Consider the following 20270-nt stretch of genomic DNA (forward strand, 5'->3'; position numbering starts at 1 on the left):
GGGGCGTGCTCGACTACGACGAGGAAGCCCGGCACTACGACAGCTCCCGCGGCGGCGAGGCCAGAGCCGCCGCGGCGACCGACGCCCTGCTCGGCCTGATACCCGACGCCGCGGGCCGGCTCCTGGACGTCGCGTGCGGCACCGGGATCGTCACCCGGCGGCTCGCCGCCGCCCGCCCCGGGCTGCGGGTGACGGGAGCCGACCTCACCCCCGCCATGGTCCGTACGTCCTCGGCCCGGCTGCCCGGCGCGGTCGTCCGGGCCGACAGCCGCCGCCTGCCCTTCCGCACCGGCAGCGTCGACGCGGTCACCACCGTGTGGCTGCTGCACCTGCTGGACCCCGAGGGCGTGCGCGCCACCATCGCCGAGTGCGCCCGGGTGCTGCGGCCCGGCGGGGTCTACGTCACCACCGTCGACAAGGCCGCGGCGCACGACGTCGGCAGCGACATCGACGCCGTCCTCACCGGGCGTCCGCGCCGCCCCGCCGCGGACGCGGCCGGCCCGGTCACCGCGCACGCCGCCGGGCACGGACTCCGGCCCGCGGGCCGCGGTTCGTTCCCCGGGGCCGGGCAGGGCCGCAGCCCCCGCGCCACCATCGCCGACCTGCGCCGCGGCTGGTTCACGATGCTTCCGCCGGGCGAGCCGCGCACCGAGGGGTTCGCCGCCCGCCTGGCCCGGCTGCCGGACCAGGACCGTCCCCGCCCCGACCCGGTGTTCCACCTGCGCGCCTTCCGGAAACCGGTGGCGGACTGAGCGGGATTTGCCGTACCGGCAACGGGGCTGGCCCCCGGCCGGTGCGCCGTCGCACGCTGGCGGCACCCGGACGAGAGGCTGACCCACATGGCGCACGACCACCACGGCACCGAGCACCGTTCCGCCCACGGTCACCGGCACGGCCACGGGCACGGCTCGGGCACGGACATCGACTGGAACGAGATGGGCTCCCTGCTGGAGGCGCAGGCGGAACTGCTCTCGCCCGTCTACGAGCGGGCCATGGCCTGGCTCGCGAAGGAGGTGACCGAGCCGGGGCTCATCGTGGACGCGGGCAGTGGCCCCGGAGTCGTCGCGTGCCTGTTCGCCGAGGCGTTCCCCGGCGCCCGCGTCCTCGCCGTCGACAGTGCGGGTCCGCTGCTGGAGCGCGCCCGCGCCCGGGCCGCCCGGCAGGGCGTCGCCGACCGTTTCGACACCCTGACCGGTGAACTTCCGGACGTGCTGGGCGAGTTGGAATATCCGGCCGATCTGCTGTGGGCCAGCCGCAGTCTGCACCACCTCGGCGACCAGCGCGCCGGGCTCACCGCGTTCGCCGAGCGGCTGGCGCCCGGCGGCACGCTGGCCCTCCTCGAAGGCGGCCTGCCCACCCGCCTCCTGCCCCGGGACATCGGCATCGGCCGCCCCGGGCTGTCGGCGCGCATCGACGTGCTGGAGGAGGAGTGGTTCGCCCGGATGCGGGCCGACCTGCCCGGCTCCGTCGCGGAGATCGAGGACTGGCCGGCCCTGCTGACCGCCGCCGGCCTCCGGCACGCCCGCACCCGCAGCTTCCTGCTCGACCTCCCGGCCCCGCTGAGCGACCGGGCCCGCGCCTACATCGCCTCGCACCTGGCCCGGCTGCGCGACGGCATCGGGGACGGACTCGACGCCGACGACCTCGCCACGCTGGACCGCCTGCTCGACCCGGCGGACCCGGCGAGCGTCCACCGCAGGCCGGACGCCTTCATCCTGAGCGCCTACACGGTCCACGCAGCGGTACGCCCCCTCTGACCGGCCCAGTCCAGTCCGGCGGGGCTGCCGCCCGGGCGAGGGTCTTGACGCGCCACACCCGGCGGTTCTGCTGGTCCGGCGCGCCCTCTCCTGTCCGGCCGGGGGCCGCGACTCGGGTCGCGGTGCCGCGAGACCGCGCCCGGCCGGCCCGCCGGGCCCGGCACGAGGCCCCGCCCCGGCCACCGGCCGGTGCCGTCGGTCGCCGCGGGCCACCCGGCTCACGCCGGATCACCGTGCCGCCCCGGCAATGTCGTGCCGGGAGGCGGCGAGGCGGCTGAGCCCCCTGGCGTCGGCGTCCCGTGACGCCCGCGCGCCGTCCCACTTGACTTCGAGTGCTCTTCAAGTGGTGGGCTGGGCGGAGTTCACCGAGACACAGGGGGAAGACATGAACGACTCTCCGGTCGCGCTCATCACCGGTGGGGGCAGCGGTATCGGCGCCGCCGTCGCGCGGCAGTTGCTGGACGCCGGGTACCGGGTCACCGTCACCGGGCGCGGGGAGCGGCGGCTGCGGGACTTCGCCGAGAAGCTGGGGAATCCCGACGGGCTGCTGACTGTGGTCGGCAGCGCGGCGGAGTACGACGACGTGCGGGACGCGGTCGGCCGCACGCTGGAGGCGTACGGCCGGCTCGACACCGTCGTCGCGAACGCCGGCGTCGCCACCCACGACTCCGTCGCGGACGGCGACCCGGCCGGCTGGACCGAGATGGTGCTCACCAACGTCCTCGGCCCGGCCCTCCTCGTCCGCGCCTCCGTGGCGGCGCTGAAGGAGACCCGCGGCCGGATCGTGCTGGTGGGCAGCGTCGCCGGGTTCGTGAACACACCCGGCAACCTCTACGGCGCGACCAAGTGGGCCGTCACCGGACTCGCCGAGAACACCCGGCGGCAGGTCACCGAGTTCGGTATCGGGGTGACCCTGGTCGCCCCCGGCCGGGTGGAGACCCCGTTCTGGGACGGCCTGGGCAGCCTGCCGCCGGGGCGTCTCCTCACCGCCGACCAGATCGCCGACTCGGTCCTCTGGGCGATCCGGCAACCGGCCGGGGTCGACGTCAACACCGTGGTCGTACGCCCGCTGGGGCAGCCCAACTGACGTACGCGGACGTCGTCAGTTGTTCGCGAGGAACTGCCTGGCCAGCTGGTCCCCGAGGGTCACCGCCGCGCTGTGGCTCTCGATGGGGGACACCTTGGAGTTCTTGAAGAGGATGTACGTCACGCCCGAGTCGACACCGCCGGTGGCCGGGTCGGAGTCGATGCCGAGCCCCTTCGCCGTGGCGTACGACGCCTCGCCGATGATCTTCGTGGGGCCGGTGTCGCCGACGACGGCGTACTCGACCTTGTTGTTGTAGATCACGGCGACCACACCGCCGCCCTTGATGCCCGCGCCGGAGTAGTTCCAGATGCTGCTGGAGCTGGGCACCACCACGTACGGCAGCGACTCGGCCTTCAGCGGCTTGCCGTCGGACTGGTGGAAGGCGGTGTCGTCCTGGTACCAGGGGTCGCGGTCCTCGTTGCAGTTGGTGGTGCGCTGGCCGTCGCAGTCGATGTCCATGTCGGCCTTCCAGAACACCGCGCCGTTCTTGCCGCACACGGGCACCGTGGCCGAGGTCTCGTCGTCCGTCTTGTACTTGCCGTTGGAGATCTGGGAGCAGGACGTCACCTTCGCGAGCAGGTCGGAGGCGCTCACGGTGCCTTCCTGAGCGGATGCGGGGGTGGTTCGGGGTGCCGAGGTCGCCGACGCGTTCGCGGGGAGGACTCCGGCGGCGAGCAGGGCGGCCCCGGAAGCCGCGGTGAGGGTCAGTGATCGAAGACGCACTGTGGGGGACCCTTCTGTTAGGAAAGTTTCCTTACCGAGTGTCGTACAAAATGGCCCTGCTTGCATGTTCGCGTCAACCCTCCGGGGTGAAGTCACGAAACCGGCGCCGATTGCGGCGAATTGTGACTTGGGCAAGAGTGGATGCACCGGATGTTCCGGAAGTGTCCGACCCTGTCAGTGGTCACCGCACCGGGAGGCGAGGGGTTCCATGTTCGTACGCACGGTGTACGCGACCGGCGATCCGGCCGAGCTGGACACGGCGATCCGGGCCCTCAACTCCGAGGGACGCGACCTGCTGGAGGAGCGGCCCGGATACCGGGGCGCGGACGTCTACGTCGACCGGGAACTCGGGAAACTGCTCACGGTGAGCTGGTGGGACTCCGAGGAGGCCCGGCACAACAGCGACGAGGTGATGCGCGAGCGCCGGCCCGCGCTGCTGGAACCCTTCGCGGGCACCGTCGCGGTCGAGAACTACGAGGTCGCGGTGTTCCACTCGATCGAGCACCCCACGGCGGGCGGCGGACTGCGCCTGAGCCGGGTGGAGTTCGAACCGGTGGACGCCGACCTGTTCGCCGACACGTTCCACTCCAGTGTGGTGCCCCGGTACGAGACGCTGCCCGGTCTGGCGCGAGCGGTCCTGTTCCTGGACCGGGAGCACGGGCGCGGGCTGGTCGGCACGTTCTTCACCGACCGCCGCCACCTCGCGGCGTCCCGCGCCGGCCAGGCGGCGGCCCGGCACGAGGGCGCGGCCAAGGCGCACGTGACGGTGGTCTGCCTGGAGGAGTTCGAGGTCGTGCACACGGACGCGCGGGCGGAGTGAGCCGGAGACGGCCGTGCGCCCCGCCGGTCCGGCGGGGCGCACGGGGTGATCTCGCGTGATTCCCGGGGCCTCAGGCCATCGGGGCCTCAGGCCATGTCGAACGCGGCCGGGTCGGGACCCAGGCGCCGGTCCTCGTTGAGGGCGCTGATCGCCGCGAGGTCCTCGTCGTCCAGGCTGAAGTCGAAGACCTGGATGTTCTCCTGGATCCGGGACGGCGTCACGGACTTCGGGATGACGACGTTGCCGAGCTGGACGTGCCAGCGCAGTACGACCTGGGCCGGTGTCCGGCCGTGCTTCTGCGCGATCGCGACGATCGCCGGCACCTCCAGCAGGCCCCTGCCCTGGCCGAGCGGGGACCAGGCCTCGGTGGCGATGCCCTGCTCCGCGTGCAGCTCGCGCGCGGCGTGCTGCTGCAGGTGCGGGTGCAGTTCGATCTGGTTGACCGCCGGGACCACGGAGGTCTCGGAGATCAGGCGCCGCAGGTGCTCGGGGAGGAAGTTGGACACACCGATGGCCCGGATCCGGCCGTCGGCGTGCAGCTTCTCGAACGCCTTGTAGGTGTCGACGTACGTGTCCCGGGACGGCAGCGGCCAGTGGATCAGGTACAGGTCCAGGTAGTCCAGACCCAGCCGCTCCAGCGACGCGTCGAAGGCGCGCAGCGCGGCGTCGTAACCCTGGTCGCTGTTCCAGAGCTTGGTGGTGACGAAGATGTCCTCGCGGGGCAGGCCGGAGGCGGCGATCGCCTTGCCGGTGCCCTCTTCGTTGCCGTAGATCGCCGCTGTGTCGATGCTGCGGTACCCGGCCTCCAGTGCCGTGGCGACGGCCCGCTCGGCCTCGTCGTCCGGCACCTGCCATACGCCGAAGCCCAGCTGGGGCATCTCGACGCCGTTGTTGAGGATGATCGGGGGGACCTTGCTGCTCACGAGCTTCTTGATCCTTCGGTTGTCTACAGGTGGCTCTCCTATGGTCAACGATCACGGCCCGCAATGCATTCCTGACGCCGCGATCGGCCGGGCCGAACCGGATGCGTCAGGTCCGGTACAGCGCGTCGACCTCTTTCTCGTACGCCTTCTCGATCGCCTTGCGCTTCAGCTTCAGCGAGGGGGTCAGCAGACCGTGCTCCTCGGTGAACGGCTGGGCCAGTATGCGGAAGGTGCGGATCGACTCGGCCTGCGAGACGAGGGTGTTCGCGGCGACCACCGCGCGCCGCACCTCCGTCTCCAGGTCCGCGTCGTGCACCAGCTGCGCCGGCGGCATCCCCGGCTTGCCGCGCATCTGGAGCCAGTGCTCCACGGCCTCCTGGTCGAGGGTGATCAGGGCGGCGATGTAGGGGCGGTCGTTGCCGACGACGATGCACTGGTTGACCAGCGGATGCTCGCGGACCCGCTCCTCCAGGACACCGGGTGAGACGCTCTTGCCGCCGGAGGTGACCAGGATCTCCTTCTTGCGGCCGGTGATCGTCAAATAGCCGTCCTCGTCCAGCACGCCGAGGTCGCCGGTGGCCAGCCAGCCGTCGTGCAGGGTCCCGTCGGTGGCCTTCGGGTTGTTGAGGTAGCCCTGGAAGACGTTGCCGCCGTGCAGCCAGACCTCCCCGTCGTCGGCGATGTGCACGGTCACACCGGGGATGGCCTGGCCGACGCTGCCGTAGCGGGTGCGCTCGGGCGGGTTCGCGGTGGCGGCGGCCGTCGACTCGGTCAGGCCGTAGCCCTCGTAGATCTGCACGCCGGCGCCCGCGAAGAACAGGCCCATCCGGCGGTCCATCGCGGAGCCGCCCGACATCGCGTTGCGGATCCGGCCGCCCATCGCCGCGCGCACCTTGGAGTAGACGAGCTTGTCGAAGAGCTGGTGCTGCATGCGCAGCCCCGCCGACGGACCGGGCCCGGTGCCCCACGCCTTGGCCTCGACGGCCTCGGCGTACTTGACGGCGATGTCGACCGCCTTCTCGAACGGGCCCGATCTGCCCTCCTTCTCCGCCTTCCGGCGGGCCGCGTTGAACACCTTCTCGAAGATGTACGGCACCGCCAGGATGAAGGTCGGCCTGAACGCGGCCAGGTCGGGCAGCAGGGCCGCGGCGTGCAGCTGCGGCTGGTGGCCGAAGCGGACCCGGCCGCGGACGGCGGCGACCTCCACCATCCGCCCGAAGACGTGCGCGAGCGGCAGGAACAGGAGCGTGGACGCCTCGCTGTCCTTCTTCGTGTGGAACACCGGCTCCCACCGCTGGATCATCGTGTCCGCCTCGAACATGAAGTTCGCGTGCGACAGGACGCAGCCCTTGGGGCGGCCGGTGGTCCCCGAGGTGTAGATGATCGTCGCGACGGAGTCGGGGGTGACCGCCTGCCGGTGCCGGTGCACCACCTCGTCGTCGACGTGCGCCCCGGCGTCGTACAGCTCCTGAACGCAGTTCGCGTCGAGCTGCCAGAGCTGGCGCAGCCGGGGCAGCCGGTCGATGACCGTGGCGATGGTCATCGCGTGGTCCTCGTGCTCCACGACCGCCGCCGTCACCTCGGCGTCGTAGAGCATCCAGAAGCACTGCTCGGCCGACGAGGTCGGATAGATCGGCACCACCTGGGCACCGATCGACCACAGGGCGAAGTCGAACAGGGTCCACTCGTAGCGGGTGCGGGACATGATGGCGACCCGGTCGCCGAAACGGATCCCGCCGGCGAGGAGGCCCTTGGCGAGGGCGACGACCTCGTCGCGGAACTCCGCGGCGGTCACATCGCGCCACTCTCCGGCGGTGCCCTTGCGGCCGAGCGCGACATGCAGCGGGTCCGTCAGGGCATGCTCGAAGACGACATCGGCCAGACCGCCCACCGGCGGCCCCGACGCCAACGGCGGGTTGGTGAACTCGCGCAAAACCTCGCTCCCCGATCCTCGCTGCATGGGCACGCCCGTGACGCTCGGCACAGCGCCGTGAAAGCTACCCCACGGTTCCGCCGGGCGGGAGGGGGTCGGAAACCTAGCAAACCTCACGTTTTCCCAGCACGGTGGCCGGAAAATGCCCCCACATGGGGAAGGGACGGACACAATACTGACGGGTCAGTAAGTTTCGGCACCGTAATCTCCACCGAATCTGTACGCGCCGATTACGGCGTGGCGGCCCACGAAAGGCGCGGTGGCCACGTCGGCCGTCGCCGCCGGTCAGCCGCTGTGCCGGCCGCAGGCGTGCACCGCCGGTCAGTCGCTGTGCCGCCGCAGGCGCGCGCCTCCGGAGAGGATCGCGGCCGCCAGGGCGTGCGCGGCGCCCGCCGTCGTGTCCCGGCGCCTGCCGTGCACCAGGACGAAGTCGACCTTGCCCAGATCCGGCAGGCCGGCCCGGTCGGGCAGCCGGACAAGACCGGGCGGGATCAGCCGCCGGGAGTGGGCCATCACCCCGAGGCCGGCGCGGGCCGCCGCGATCAGCCCGTTGAGGCTGCCGCTCGTGCACGCGATGCGCCAGTCGCGGCCCTGCCGCTCCAGGACCTCCAGCGCGCGGGCGCGGGTGAGGCCGGGCGGCGGATACACGATCAGCGGCACGGGCCGGTCCGGGTCCAGCCGCAGCCGCTCCGCGCCGATCCACACCAGGTCGTCGCGCCAGACCAGCTCGCCGCGTGGGTCCTCGGGGCGCCGCTTGGCCAGCAGGAGGTCCAGCTTCCCGGCGGCCAGCCGCTCGTGCAGGATGCCGGAGAGCTCCACCGTCAGCTCCAGGTCGACCTCGGGATGGTCGTGACGGAAGCCCTCGAGGATCTCCGGCAGCCGGGTGAGCACGAAGTCCTCCGAGGCGCCGAACCGCAGCCGGCCCCGCACGCGCGTGCCGGTGAAGAAGGCCGCCGCCTGCTCCTGCACCTCCAGCAGGCGGCGGGCGAAGCCCAGCATCGCCTCGCCGTCCTCGGTCAGCTCCACCGAGTGGGTGTCCCGGAAGAACAGCTGCCGGCCGGCCGCGTCCTCCAGCCGCCGCACATGCTGGCTGACCGTGGACTGGCGCAGCCCCAGCCGGGCGGCGGCCTGGGTGAAGCTCAGCGTCTGGGACACCGCGAGGAACGTACGCAGATGCGTCGGCTCGTACACGCCTCCCGAGCCTACCCGCCCATCACGGAACACGATGACAGTCAGAGTGGTGTGCGGGATTCCCGATCGGCGGCCCGCGGAGGACGATGGAGGAGGGCCCCGTGCCCCGGGACCGCACGGCACGCGCGGACCCCCACAGGCCCGCATGGGCCCGCACAGACCCGCACAGCAATCGGAGCACCGTGACACGCCTTCGTTGGCCGAGTTGGATGCCGATCGACCCGTACATCGTCCTGCTGCTCGGGACGGTGGGCCTCGCGGCGCTGCTGCCGGCCCGCGGTGTCGGCGCCGATGTGGCCTCGGGTGCCTCCACGGCCGCGATCGCGTTCCTCTTCTTCCTCTACGGCGCCCGGCTCTCCACCCGCGAGGCACTGGACGGGCTCAAGCACTGGCGGCTCCACGGCACCGTGCTGATCTGCACCTTCGTCGTCTTCCCGGTGCTCGGCCTGGCCGCGCGCGGACTGGTGCCGGCCCTGCTGACCCAGCCCCTCTACCAGGGCCTGCTGTTCCTGACCCTGGTGCCGTCCACGATCCAGTCGTCCATCGCGTTCACCTCGATCGCCCGCGGAAACGTGCCCGCGGCGATCTGCGCGGGCTCCTTCTCGTCCCTCGTCGGCATCCTCCTGACCCCGCTGCTCGCGGCGGCGCTGCTCGGCAACGGCGGCGGCGGTTTCTCCGCCGACTCGCTGGTGAAGATCGTGCTCCAGCTGCTGGTGCCGTTCCTCGCGGGGCAGCTGCTGCGGCCCTGGATCAGCGGATTCGTCACCCGGCACAAGAAGATCCTCGGGTTCGTCGACCGCGGCTCGATCCTGCTGGTCGTGTACACCGCCTTCAGCGAGGGCATGACCCGCGGCATCTGGCACCAGGTCAGCGTCGTACGGCTGGCCGCGCTGCTCGCCGTCGAGGCGGTGCTGCTGGCCGTCATGCTCCTGCTGACCTGGTACGGCGCGAGGGCGCTCGGGTTCGGCCGGGAGGACCGCATCGCCATCCAGTTCGCGGGGTCGAAGAAGTCCCTCGCCTCCGGTCTGCCGATGGCCGGCGTGCTGTTCGGCGCCCACGCCTCCCTGGCCGTGCTGCCGCTGATGCTCTTCCACCAGATGCAGCTGATGGTGTGCGCGGTCATCGCCAAACGCCGGGCCCGCGATCCGGAGGAGACCCCGGACCCGGCGCGGGAGTCAGCCGCGGACGCGGTCCAGGGGCAGCCACAGCACCGTGCCCTTCGCTGACCGCCGCGGGGCCGGGTCCGCCAGCTCCTCGTCCGTGAGCGCCCGGTCCCACACGTGCACCTCGTCGATGGCCCCGGTGAAGAAGGCGCGGCCGTCCATGCGCTGGGCGACGTGCACGCCGAACGGAGAGTTGCGGCTGACGGAGCCCGGGACGTCGTCGGCGGACGACCCGGTGCCGTCGACGGACAGCGACAGCCGGCCGCCGCCCCGGCGCAGCACCAGGTGGTGCCAGGCGCCGTCGTTGTACGCGTCGTCCGTGCGCACGGACACGGTCCGCGGCGCCGCCGCTCCGTCCCGCACCGTGATCAGGCCCTGCACCCGGTGGGAGGCCGGTTCGCCACGCACCCAGACCTGCGGCTGGCTGGTGCCGATCCCGCCCATCCACAGCAGCGGCTGCTCCCCGCTCGTGGCGGTGTACCGGAACCAGAGGGACGCCGTGAAGTTCCCCGACCCGAGCGGCAGCCCGTCGCGGTACGGCAGGCGTACGGCGTCGTCGGTGCCGTCGAACTCCAGCGCGCCCCCGGACACGCCGTCCGTCTCCGTGGCGCCGCCCAGGACGAGGGCAGGGCGTGCGTGCCGGGCGAGGTCGGCGGTGACCGGGTCGGGGCCCCGGCGCGGCGCGAGCCAGTCCTCGGTGAAGCGGGCGAAGCGGATCTCGTCGCGGGCGTCCACCGCACCGCCCTCGTAGAGCAGGCCGACCGTGTCCCGGCCCGCGCGGACCAGGTCGGAGTAGCCGGACCAGTCCGTGGTGACGACCGTGCCGCGGTCCGCCCCCTCCCAGGTGCGGCCGCCGTCGTACGAGGACCGGACCATCATGGTGCGGCGCCGGTCCGGGTCGCCGGGGCAGGCCAGCAGCAGGCGGTCGCCGAGGCGCAGCAGCGAGCCCTGGACCTGCGGGGCGTACAGGTCGGGCAGGTCGCGGAAGGGCGCGGTGAAGCCGGTGCCGCCGTCCCGGCTGACGGCCTGGGTGCGGTGGCCCGGATCGGTGCCGTCCTGCTCCCGGCCGCTGACCAGGAGCGAGCCGTCGGCGCGCTCGGCGAGGGTGAGTTCGGACGGCTTCTGCCGGAAGGTGCCGTCGGCGGCGATGGGCCAGGTGTCGCTCGCGCCGATCCGCCAGTGGCCGCCGTGGTCGTCGCTGACGACGAGCGCGGCGTGGTTGGCGCTGACCCGGCCGCCGTCCCAGGTCTCGGTGTTGACCCCGAAGACCAGGCGTCCCGCGTACCGGCCGCGGGTGAGCTGGACGCCGTGCACGGGCCCGGTGGCGTACCAGGAGTTCCAGTCGGCGGGCAGGATCTCGGGGCTCAGGTCGCGCGGGGCGGACCAGCTCAGTCCGTCGTCGTCGCTGTACTGGAGATGCGGGGTGCGGTCGCACGGGACCGAGCAGCTCGCGCTGTCCGTACGGCCCGTGTTGTAGGTCTCCGCCAGCCAGATCCGGCCGGTGTCGCGGTCCACGACCGGTGCCGGGTTGCCGTGGGTGTCCCCGGCGCCCTCGGTGACCACCCGCAGCGGGCCCCAGCTGCGGCCGCCGTCGGTGGAGCGCTTGACCACGATGTCTATGTCGGCCGCGTCGCCGCAGTTGAGGACGCGCCCCTCGGCGAAGGCCAGCAGCGTGCCGTCGGTGGTCCGGACGACCGCCGGGATGCGGAAACAGGCGTAACCCGGGTCCTGGGAGGCCCGGAAGAGAACCTGCTGCTCGAACTCCGGCGCCGCCCGGGAGGGTTGGGCCGCCGCCGGGGGAGCCGGGGCGAGGGACACGAACAGGGCGGTCACCGCGAGGGCGGCGGTGGCGAGTGCGGAGGCGGTACGGACCCGAAGACCTGACGGCACGGTGCGACCTGCCCTTCGTCGGCCGGACGACTGGACATCCGGACATCCCACGTCCAACGTGCGCTCCATCGAAGGTAGTTGCGGCCCGCGCACCCCACAAGAAGCGTGCGTGCGGTCACGGGCGCAGGACGACCTTGCCGAGGTTGGCCCGGGACTCGACCACCGCGTGCGCCTTCGCCGCATCCTCCAGCGCGAACTCCCCGTGCACCACGGGCCGTAGCGCGCCGTCGGCGAACAGCCGCCACAGCTCCTGCCGCCACCGCTCGTACAGCTGCGGCCGGCCGCGGGCGATCAGGGCCATCTGGAAGCCGATCACCGACTTGGCGCCCACCAGCAGGTCGTACGCCCGGATCGTGCCGCCTCCCGAGCTGTAGGCGACCAGCCGGCCGTGCGGGGCGAGCGCGGCGAGAGCGGGGGTGAGCAGGTCGCCGCCCACCGCGTCCAGCACGCAGTCGACCGGCTCGCCCCAGCGCGCGTCGCCGTACAGCGCGCAGTCGTCCGCGCCGAGGGAGCGGACGAAGTCCGCCTTGCCCGCGCCGGACACGGCACCCACCACCCGGCCCGCGCCCCGTAGCCGCGCGAGCTGCACCGCGAGGTGCCCCACACCGCTCGCCGCGGCCGTGACCAGCACCGCCTCGCCGGGTGCGGGCCGGGCCGCGTCCAGGGCCCCGAGCGCGACCAGTCCGCCGCGGACCAGGGCGACCGCGTCCACGGCGGACGCGCCGTCCGGCACCGGGGAGGTCATGGACTCCCGCAGCAGGGCGTAGTCGGCGTATCCGTGGCCGAAGCAGAGTCCGGTCACCCGGTCGCCCGCGCGGAAGCGGGTCACCCCGTCCCCCGCGGCCACCACCTCGCCGGCGATCTCGCCTCCCAGCGGGACCGGCTCCGCGGCCTCGGTGACCTTGCGGACGACCGGCAGGGTGACGCCGACCGCCTCGACGCGCACCAGCACCTCGCCGGGGCCGGCCTCGGGAACGGGCGCCTCCTCCGGGAACAGCGGGCCGCCGGTGGACTCGTACCGGACGCGACGCATCACGGATCTCCTTGCCGGGCATCCGGCGATCGGTTCACGGGGAACACCCCTGAACATGGGGAACACCCCTGATTCGGGCACCCACGATTTCGTTGGGAGTCCCAACGATAAGAGAGGTTCGTTGGGAAGTCCAATGATTATCGGTTAGGCTGCCGTCATGGCCGAAGCACCCCTGCCCGCGATCCGCTCCCTGCCCAGCTGGCTCCTCGGCCGGGCCGCCGCGCGGGGCCGCGCCCTGGTCGCCGACGCCCTCGCCGCGGAGGGCATGAAGATGTGGCACCACGTCGTCCTCTCGGCGGTCCGGGACCTCGCCCCGGTGGCCCAGGCCGACCTCGGCCGCGGTGTGGGCCTGGATCCCAAGGACGTCGTCGGCATCCTGAACGACCTGCAGTCCGCCGGTCTCGTCGTACGCGTCCCCGACCCCGCGGACCGGCGCAAGAACGCCGTGTCCCTCACCGACGACGGCGCCCGCGTGCTGGACCGCTGCGAAACGGCGGCCCGTTCGGCCAACGACGAGCTGCTCGCCCCCTTGACGGCCGCCGAACGCGAGCAGTTCACGGCCCTGTTGACGCGGATCTCCGGAACGGACGGCTGACGATCTGTCCTGGGTGGGCTGATGTTCCGTCACGGCTGAGGCCGACGCGCGCGATATCGGCGCACCGCCCACCGTCGCCCTCCCGTCGCCCTCCCGTCGCGGACCTCGCCCCGCCCGTCAGCCCCGCCCGTCAGCCCCGGTCGGCCGACTCCCGCAGGGCGATCCGGTCCTCACCCGCGTAGACGTTCATCGAGCTGCCGCGCAGGAAGCCGACCAGGGTGAGGCCGGTCTCCGCCGCCAGATCCACCGCCAGCGAGGACGGCGCCGACACCGCGGCCAGTACCGGGACGCCCGCCATCACCGCCTTCTGCGCCAGCTCGAACGAGGCCCGGCCGGAGACCAGCAGGAGCGTCCGGGACAGCGGGAGATCGCCGTTCTGCAGGGCCCGGCCGACCAGTTTGTCGACCGCGTTGTGCCGGCCGACGTCCTCCTTGATGTCCAGCAGTTCCCCGTCCTCGGTGAAGAGGGCCGCCGCGTGCAGTCCGCCGGTGCGGTCGAACACCCGCTGGGCGGCCCGCAGCCGCTCGGGCAGGCTCGCCAGCAGCTCGGGGGTGACCCGGACCGCCGGGGTGTCGGCGATGGGCCAGCGCGTGGTCGTACGTACGGCGTCCAGGCTGGCCTTGCCGCACAGTCCGCAGGAGGAGGACGTGTAGACGTTCCGCTCCAGGGTGAAGTCGGGCAGGGTGGCACCGGGAGCGGTCTTCACGTCGACCACGTTGTAGGTGTTGGAGCCGTCCGCGGTCGCCCCGGCGCAGTACACGATGTTCTGCAGGTCCGACGCCCTCGCGAGCACCCCCTCACTCACCAGGAATCCGGCGGCGAGCGCGAAGTCGTCGCCCGGCGTGCGCATGGTGATGGCGAGCGGCTTGCCGTCGAGCCGGATCTCCAGGGGTTCCTCGGCGACGAGCGTGTCCGGCCGGGTGGAGACGGCCCCGTCGCGGATGCGGAGGACCTTGCGGCGTTCCGTGACTCGTCCCATGTCTCTGATCAGCCCCGGTTCTGTACGTTCTGGCAGCCGAATCGGCCCTGTGGCGGAGGTCGCCGTGGGTCACCGCGCCGTCGTGCGGTGAGGTGACCCGACGATCTCATTGTCCTGCACAGGAGCGCGACGGTGCGGCCCGCTCCGCGGTGGGCGCACACCGTGCCCGTCCCCGTCAGCCGGGACGCGTCCCAGGTACCCGCGGCCCGCACGCCGAACTCCTCGGTCGTCCGAGGGTCTGCCGAAAGCGACAACTCCGGCGCCGGTTTCCTGTTGCTGTGCCTGCCCCCGTACCAGCCGGTCACTGATCAGACTGGTGGATCCCGCTACTCACGGCAACGAGGGGGACCCACGTCATGAACGGCTCGCGCATCGCCGCCGTCGGCCACTACCAGCCCGCCAGGGTGCTCACCAACGACGACCTGGCCGGCATGGTCGACACCAGTGACGAATGGATCCGCAGCCGGGTGGGCATCCGCACCCGGCACATCGCCGGCCCGGACGAACCGGTGGACGAGCTGGCCGCGCACGCCGCCGCCAAGGCACTGGCCGCCGCCGGCCTCGCACCGGACGACATCGACCTGGTCCTGGTCGCCACCTCCACCGCGATCGACCGCTCCCCGAACACCGCCGCCCGGGTGGCCGCCCGCCTCGGCATCCCGCGGCCCGCCGCGATGGACGTCAACGTCGTCTGCGCCGGTTTCACGCACGCGCTCGCCACCGCCGACCACACGGTCCGGGCGGGTGCGGCGACCCGGGCACTGGTCATCGGCGCGGACAAGATGTCCGAGGTCGCCGACTGGAGCGACCGCACCACCTGCGTCCTGGTCGGCGACGGCGCGGGGGCCGCCGTGGTCGAGGCGTGCGGACCCGGACAGGAGCCGGGGATCGGGCCGGTGCTGTGGGGTTCGGTGCCGGAGATGGGCAACGCGGTGCGCATCGAGGGCACACCGCCCCGGTTCGCCCAGGAGGGGCAGAGCGTCTACCGCTGGGCCACCACCCAGCTGCCGCCCATCGCGCGGCGCGCCTGCGAGAAGGCCGGCGTCGACCCCGCCGAACTCGCCGCGGTCGTCCTGCACCAGGCCAACCTGCGCATCATCGAGCCGCTCGCCGGGAAGATCGGCGCGGTCAACGCGGTCGTCGCGCGCGACGTCACCGACTCCGGCAACACCTCCGCGGCCAGCATCCCCCTCGCGCTGTCCAAGCTGATCGAGCAGGGGGCGGTCCGCAGCGGCGACCCGGCCCTGCTGTTCGGCTTCGGCGGCAACCTGTCGTACGCGGGGCAGGTCGTCCGGTGCCCGTGACGCCCTCCGCGCGGGTGCGCGGGGCGGCGTGACGCGACCGCCTCCCTGCCCTCCGGCTCCCGGCCGCCGTCGACTGGGGACGGAGGACACCCATAGTGGGCAGTCCACCGTGCACGCGGGCGGCCCGGCGGGCACGGCCGCCGGCCCAGGAGGGGGACCGATGCTGCCGACCGGGCTGCCGCAGGGCGCCACGCCCGGACTGGAGCGGCCCGGCCCGCTGCGCGACCGGGTCCACGAGGCGCTGCCTGAGCTGATCACCACCCGTGCCCTCCGGCCCGGCCGGCACCTCGTGGAGAGCGAACTCGCCGCGCACCTGGGTGTCTCCCTGCAGCCGGTGCGCGAGGCGCTCCAGCGTCTGGCCACCGAGGGCAGGGTCGATCTGCTCCCCGCGCAGGGCGTGTTCGTCCACGAACCCACACGGGAGGAGACCGACAAGCTCCCCCCGGTGCGCACGCTCCTGGGGGCGGAGGCCGCCCGGCCTCCGCGACGCACGCCGACGGTCCCGGTATCTATGCCCTCGAAGAGCTCTGCGGCGAGGGGGAGAAGGCGGTGGCGGCCGAGGACGCCGACCGCGCGGACACCCTCGACGCGGCCTTCCACACCGAGGTGATGGAGCTCGCCGGGAACGCGGCTCTCGCGGAACTGGCCGCGCAGGTGGGCCGCCGGGCCCGCTGGTACCGCTCCCCGGTGGCCGGGCGGCGCGGCCGGCGGTCGTGGACCGAACACCGCGAGCTGATCACCGCGATCGCCGAGCGGGACGAGCAGCGCGCCCACCGTGTGATGCGCACGCACACCGGGCACGCCCGGCTGCCGTCGCACGAGCACGAGCACGAGCACGAGCACGACGCGACGCGACGTGAGCGGACACCCCCTCCGGCCCGTCGGCCCATCCCGTGCGGGCGCCCAACGCGACTGTCCGGTCACCATCCGTACGGCGCCCTGTCCGGCCCCCGCCCGGCCCCGATATACGCAGGTGAAACGCACTCCGAAACCTTGGTATTGTTGTCTCGTCGCCGCGGGGAACACCCCGGCCGGGCGGCAGACACCTGGTCCGGGTGGCGGAATGGCAGACGCGCTAGCTTGAGGTGCTAGTGCCCTTTATCGGGCGTGGGGGTTCAAGTCCCCCCTCGGACACCAGAGTGACAGGGGCCCCGACCTGACGGTCGGGGCCCTTGTCGTGTGCCTCCGCGCGCGGCCTACGCCGGGCAGTCCGCCGACGTCTTCGCCGTGCCCCAGCGGACCATCCGGTAGCCGTTGCCGATGATCTCCGCGACCGCGTAGCGGGTGTACGGCCATGCGCTGCCCGCGCTCTCGCGTTCGTTCACGAGGGCCCGGCACGCCTTGCCCGCGGCCATGTCCGCCCAGGACTCGGTCTGCGACTGGTTCCACTGCCCGTAGTCCGACCACACGTACATGGCCGAGTTGCCCGGGTCGTAGCCGACCTTGATCTCGTCGTTCCCGACGACGCGATCCGTGCCCAGGGTGTCCCGCATGCCGTTGGTGCCCGCGATGATCTTCGTGGCGGCGCCGTCCGCGACCCGGAACTCGGTCCTGTCGGTGCTGGGGACCATCGCCTGCGCCAGGCCGTCCTTGTCCGGCTTCCAGCCCTGCGAGGCACCGCCCGTGCCCTGACCGCTGCCGTCGTCGGCGGCCGACCGGCACTGCGCGTTGCTGATGAAGTCGTCCTGCCAGGTCACCTCGGGATCCCGGCCGCTCTCGTCGTTCACCATGACGAACTTGCTGTACGGCAGATCCGGGTGCAGCCGCAGCACGGCATCCCGCGCCGAGAGGCACATGCTCTTGGCTATCTGGGTCTCGGCGTACATCTTCGCCGCCTCGTCCGAGGTCAGCCGGTAGGAGAGGTAGACCTCCCGCCGCGTCTCGTGGAACCGGACGCTCTCCGGGGAGAAGTCGACGCCGTCGCTCATCTCCTGCGCGACGACCCCCTCGTCGTGCAGGATCGAGCGCGCCATGTCGTGCTCGCCCGTGCCCTGTGCCGCCCGCGCCTGGCTCCAGCTCGCCGCGGTCGCCGAACCGCCGCTCCCCGCCTGCTGCTTCGCCGACGCGTCGCTCTTCGCGGTACTCGCGGAGGGCCGTCCGGAACCGGTCGTGGCGGACGAGGCCGAGTCCGTCGACGAGGCGTGCGTCTTCGTCCCGGTGTCCTTGGGCAGCAGGGCCGCCACGCCACCGGCCACGCCCCCCACGAGTCCCGCCGCCAGGACCACCGCGCCGATGATCTGCTTCTTCCTCGACCGGCCGCGCTCCGGCGGCACGTGCCAGACGGGGCCGTCCGCCGTGGGCATGTCCCAGACGGCCGCGACCATGTCCGCACCCGTCGCCGGCATCGCGCCGGTGCTCACCACCTGGGTGACCTGCGCGGCCAGCAGGACCCCGCACTCCTGGGCCGCCTGGGCGGCGGTCGGGCGGTCCCCGGGCGCCTGGGACAGCGCCCGCTCGACGATCGCGCGCAGCGCTGCGGGCATGCCGTCCAGGTCGGCCTCACCGGACATCACGCGGAAAGCCACCACATCGGGCGCGCCCGCCCCGAACGGCAGCCGTCCGGTGGCCGCGTACGCGACGAGCGCCGCCCAGGTGAACACGTCGCTCGCCGGACCCGCGGTGCCCTGCCGGTACTGCTCCGGGCTGATCCACCCGGGCGTGCCGGTCATCATGCCGGTGCGGGTGACGCTGGTGCCGTCGACGGCGTGCGCGATGCCGAAGTCCAGCACCCGGGGACCGGTGGACGTGAGGAGGACGTTCTGCGGCTTGACGTCGCGGTGCACCACACCGGCGGCGTGGATCGCCGCCAGGGCCTGGGCCGTGGCGGCCGCGAAGGCGTACAGGCTGCCTTCCGTGAGCGGACCCTGGGCGCTCACGTGCTGGTTCAGCGTCGGCCCGGGGACGTAGGCGGTCGACAGCCACGGGGTCGGCGCGTCGGGATCGGCGGCGAGCAGCGGGACGAGGTGCGGCCCGGTGACGCGCGAGGACAGCTCCACCTCGCGCCGGAAACGCGCCCGGAACTCCGGGTCCTGGGCCTGCTCGGCGTGGACCACCTTCACCGCCACGCGCAGACCGTCCGGGGCGACTCCGGCGTGGACGGTGCCCATGCCTCCGGCGCCGAGACGGCCGACGATGCGGTACGGGCCTATGTGGGACGGGTCACCGGGGCGCGCCGGCAGTACTCTTCCGGCCGGGCCGATTTCGCTCACGAAGTACTTCCTCGAACTGGGTGATGGCCTGAGTGGGGCGTCGGCGTGCGCGGCCGGCGGACAGGCGTGCGGGGTCCGGGGCCGTCTCGGGCCGCGCGGCGGAACGCCTCTCCCGGGCCGGCGTACCGGCCGGGTAAGGCGTGCGGGTGTGCGACTTACGGGGTGCGACCTACGGTGTGCCGCCGCGAGGGGCGCCCACCGGCGGCCGCACGGGTCGTCAGAGCCGCCGCGGACGTCCTGGCGAAGGATCCCCGTCCTGTCCGTACGCGACCTTCACCTTCCGCATGAGCGGTCCCCCTCCCGACCGTCGCCCCTGTCCCGTCGAGCCTATGTGCCGTTGGCGGCCACGGGCAGGGCAAGTCCCCACATGTGGACGGAATTGTTGTGAACTCCGTACATCAACAGCATACGAGCGTGCCTCGGGCGCCGGTCCGTGAACCGGTGATCCCGAGCTTGTCAGTGGCCCGCGCTACGGTCGGCCGCGTGATCCCACAGCCAGGTGACGGCGGGCCCGACGACCCGTTCCCGACGGTGGCCGGGGGCTGTCCGCCGCTGTCGGCGGCCGCGGCCCGCCGGGCCGCGCTCGACCATGTGCTGACCCTCGTCGCCGAGGCCCCCTGGAGCGGAAGCCTGGTCCTGCGCGGCAGCATGGTCATGCCCGCCTGGGTGGGAGAGGCGGCCCGCGAACCCGCCGACCTCGACTGGGTGGTGCTGGAGGACGCCGCCGGAGTCGACCCGCTGGACCCGTACCCGTACGTCGACCTGCTGGAGGCCGTGCAGCAGTGGCCCGAGGCGGCGGACGGGGCCGCGCGGTACGAGATGTGGACGTACGAGGAGTTCGGCACCGGCGGCCGCCGCCCGGTCCTGCCTCCCGAAGGACTCTCCTGGGTGCCCGAGGAGGCCGCGGTGGAGACCGGCCCGCCGTACCTGGACCTGCTCGAACGCCTCGCCCGGCGCCCGGGCGCGGCCCGCGGGGTCCGGCTCGACGCGGCCGGGGCCCGCGTGGACGGCACGTGGACGTACCGGCACTACGACACACCCGGGATACGGCTGCTCGTCCCCTGGCACGCTGAGGGCCTGCCGTCCGGCGAGGTGCGCCTGGACTTCGCCCGCGACGAACCACTCCCCGAGCCCCCGGTGTGGACCCTCGTACCGACGGGACGCGGCGGGCGCCCGGTGCCGGTGCGGACCGCGAGCCGGGAGCTGTCCCTGGCCTGGAAGCTGCTGTGGCTGCACACCGACACCAGGGACGGCGGCCGGGCCCGGGGCAAGGACCTGTACGACGCGGTGCTCCTCGCCGAGGCGACGGACGCGCCGCTGTCACCCCGTCTGCTGCGGAAGGTCTTCGGCGAGACGCCGGACTGGGCCACGTCCTCGGGCGCCCTCCGTCCGGACGCGGTGGCCGGATGGGACGTGGACTGGGCCGTGTTCCAGGAGGGGCACCCCGGGGCGGAGGGGACCGCGGGGGAGTGGCTCCGGCGACTCGTCCGGGCCCTGGAGCCGGTCGTCGGGCAGCGGAGCGTCGGATAGCGGGGGACTCAACTCCATTCTCACACCGACCACTTGGCGCACCGCACCTGTCCTGCCGGGAGAAAATCACTACGCGCCTGACCGATCCTCTTCCTACACTCGCCGAAGCATCGCGCGCCGCACCGGACACCGC

General features: G+C 73.0%; 16 protein-coding genes, 1 tRNA gene and 2 pseudogenes. 10 read left to right on the top strand and 9 right to left on the bottom strand.

All coding sequences use genetic code 11. From position 1 onward, the window contains the following. Positions 1-5 precede the first annotated feature (5 nt). The 3 genes from N8I86_RS30660 (at position 6) to N8I86_RS30670 (ending at position 2844) form a co-directional block, all read left to right on the top strand. Positions 6-752 (top strand): class I SAM-dependent methyltransferase, encoded by a 747-nt coding sequence (locus tag N8I86_RS30660; RefSeq protein ID WP_263279199.1) that lies wholly within the window; start codon positions 6-8, stop codon positions 750-752. 87 nt (positions 753-839) lie between these two features. Next, the gene (locus N8I86_RS30665) at positions 840-1757 is read left to right on the top strand and encodes a class I SAM-dependent methyltransferase (protein WP_073891712.1); all 918 of its coding nucleotides are present in this window, start codon (positions 840-842) and stop codon (positions 1755-1757) included. Between the two features lie 385 nt (positions 1758-2142). Beyond that, positions 2143-2844, top strand: a complete 702-nt coding sequence (locus tag N8I86_RS30670) for an SDR family oxidoreductase (RefSeq protein ID WP_263279200.1) — start codon at positions 2143-2145, stop codon at positions 2842-2844. Between the two features lie 15 nt (positions 2845-2859). On the opposite strand, the gene N8I86_RS30675 is transcribed toward N8I86_RS30670, so the two are convergent. Further along, positions 2860-3567 carry a glycoside hydrolase family 75 protein gene (locus N8I86_RS30675; RefSeq protein WP_123440256.1) on the bottom strand — a complete coding sequence of 236 codons (708 nt, stop codon included), beginning with the start codon at positions 3565-3567 and terminating at the stop codon, positions 2860-2862. Positions 3568-3775: 208 nt separating this feature from the next. On the opposite strand from N8I86_RS30675, the gene N8I86_RS30680 reads away from it, so the two are divergent. Beyond that, positions 3776-4387 (top strand): antibiotic biosynthesis monooxygenase, encoded by a 612-nt coding sequence (locus N8I86_RS30680; RefSeq protein ID WP_073891708.1) that lies wholly within the window; start codon positions 3776-3778, stop codon positions 4385-4387. Positions 4388-4473: 86 nt separating this feature from the next. On the opposite strand, the gene N8I86_RS30685 is transcribed toward N8I86_RS30680, so the two are convergent. From N8I86_RS30685 to N8I86_RS30695, 3 genes are all read right to left on the bottom strand, one after another. Then, on the bottom strand, positions 4474-5310 hold the full coding sequence (locus N8I86_RS30685) for an aldo/keto reductase (protein WP_073891706.1): 837 nt from the start codon (positions 5308-5310) through the stop codon (positions 4474-4476). 106 nt (positions 5311-5416) lie between these two features. Beyond that, positions 5417-7243, bottom strand: a complete 1827-nt coding sequence (locus tag N8I86_RS30690) for an AMP-dependent synthetase/ligase (RefSeq protein ID WP_263280174.1) — start codon at positions 7241-7243, stop codon at positions 5417-5419. Between the two features lie 321 nt (positions 7244-7564). After that, positions 7565-8434 carry a LysR substrate-binding domain-containing protein gene (locus N8I86_RS30695; RefSeq protein ID WP_263279201.1) on the bottom strand — a complete coding sequence of 290 codons (870 nt, stop codon included), beginning with the start codon at positions 8432-8434 and terminating at the stop codon, positions 7565-7567. Between the two features lie 209 nt (positions 8435-8643). Between N8I86_RS30695 and N8I86_RS30700 the strand changes: the two genes are divergently transcribed. Next, complete coding sequence (locus tag N8I86_RS30700; protein WP_198960364.1) at positions 8644-9660, top strand: bile acid:sodium symporter family protein; 1017 nt, start codon at positions 8644-8646, stop codon at positions 9658-9660. Here the strand turns inward: N8I86_RS30700 and N8I86_RS30705 are convergent. Both N8I86_RS30705 and N8I86_RS30710 read right to left on the bottom strand, forming a co-directional pair. After that, complete coding sequence (locus tag N8I86_RS30705; RefSeq protein WP_263279202.1) at positions 9610-11487, bottom strand: exo-alpha-sialidase; 1878 nt, start codon at positions 11485-11487, stop codon at positions 9610-9612. The two genes, N8I86_RS30700 and N8I86_RS30705, sit on opposite strands and share 51 nt — an antisense overlap. A gap of 115 nt (positions 11488-11602) precedes the next feature. After that, on the bottom strand, positions 11603-12520 hold the full coding sequence (locus N8I86_RS30710; protein ID WP_263279203.1) for a quinone oxidoreductase family protein: 918 nt from the start codon (positions 12518-12520) through the stop codon (positions 11603-11605). A 157-nt stretch (positions 12521-12677) separates the two neighbouring features. On the opposite strand from N8I86_RS30710, the gene N8I86_RS30715 reads away from it, so the two are divergent. Continuing rightward, entirely contained in the window at positions 12678-13115 is a 438-nt protein-coding gene (locus N8I86_RS30715; RefSeq protein WP_073891694.1) for a MarR family winged helix-turn-helix transcriptional regulator, read from the top strand. 130 nt (positions 13116-13245) lie between these two features. Here the strand turns inward: N8I86_RS30715 and fdhD are convergent, their stop codons facing one another. Both fdhD and N8I86_RS30725 read right to left on the bottom strand, forming a co-directional pair. After that, the gene (fdhD, locus tag N8I86_RS30720; RefSeq protein WP_073891692.1) at positions 13246-14094 is read right to left on the bottom strand and encodes a formate dehydrogenase accessory sulfurtransferase FdhD; all 849 of its coding nucleotides are present in this window, start codon (positions 14092-14094) and stop codon (positions 13246-13248) included. A gap of 8 nt (positions 14095-14102) precedes the next feature. Further along, positions 14103-14315: pseudogene (locus tag N8I86_RS30725) on the bottom strand (2Fe-2S iron-sulfur cluster-binding protein); the annotation flags it as partial. A 135-nt stretch (positions 14316-14450) separates the two neighbouring features. Between N8I86_RS30725 and N8I86_RS30730 the strand changes: the two are divergent. The 3 genes and pseudogenes from N8I86_RS30730 to N8I86_RS30740 all read left to right on the top strand — a co-directional run bounded on the left by N8I86_RS30730 (position 14451) and on the right by N8I86_RS30740 (position 16535). Next, positions 14451-15398 (top strand): beta-ketoacyl-ACP synthase III, encoded by a 948-nt coding sequence (locus tag N8I86_RS30730; RefSeq protein WP_073891690.1) that lies wholly within the window; start codon positions 14451-14453, stop codon positions 15396-15398. 160 nt (positions 15399-15558) lie between these two features. Then, positions 15559-16226: pseudogene (locus tag N8I86_RS30735) on the top strand (GntR family transcriptional regulator); the annotation flags it as partial. 221 nt (positions 16227-16447) lie between these two features. Next, a tRNA-Leu gene (locus N8I86_RS30740) sits at positions 16448-16535 on the top strand. A gap of 59 nt (positions 16536-16594) precedes the next feature. Here the strand turns inward: N8I86_RS30740 and N8I86_RS30745 are convergent. After that, a complete protein-coding gene (locus N8I86_RS30745; protein WP_263279204.1) occupies positions 16595-18607 on the bottom strand; it encodes a serine/threonine-protein kinase in 2013 nt (670 codons plus the stop codon). A 483-nt stretch (positions 18608-19090) separates the two neighbouring features. On the opposite strand from N8I86_RS30745, the gene N8I86_RS30750 reads away from it, so the two are divergent. Beyond that, positions 19091-20137 carry a nucleotidyl transferase AbiEii/AbiGii toxin family protein gene (locus N8I86_RS30750; protein WP_263279205.1) on the top strand — a complete coding sequence of 349 codons (1047 nt, stop codon included), beginning with the start codon at positions 19091-19093 and terminating at the stop codon, positions 20135-20137. Positions 20138-20270: the final 133 nt, after the last annotated feature.

Origin of the sequence: Streptomyces albidicamelliae, assembly GCF_025642175.1 — a bacterium.
GTDB lineage: Bacteria > Actinomycetota > Actinomycetes > Streptomycetales > Streptomycetaceae > Streptomyces > Streptomyces albidocamelliae.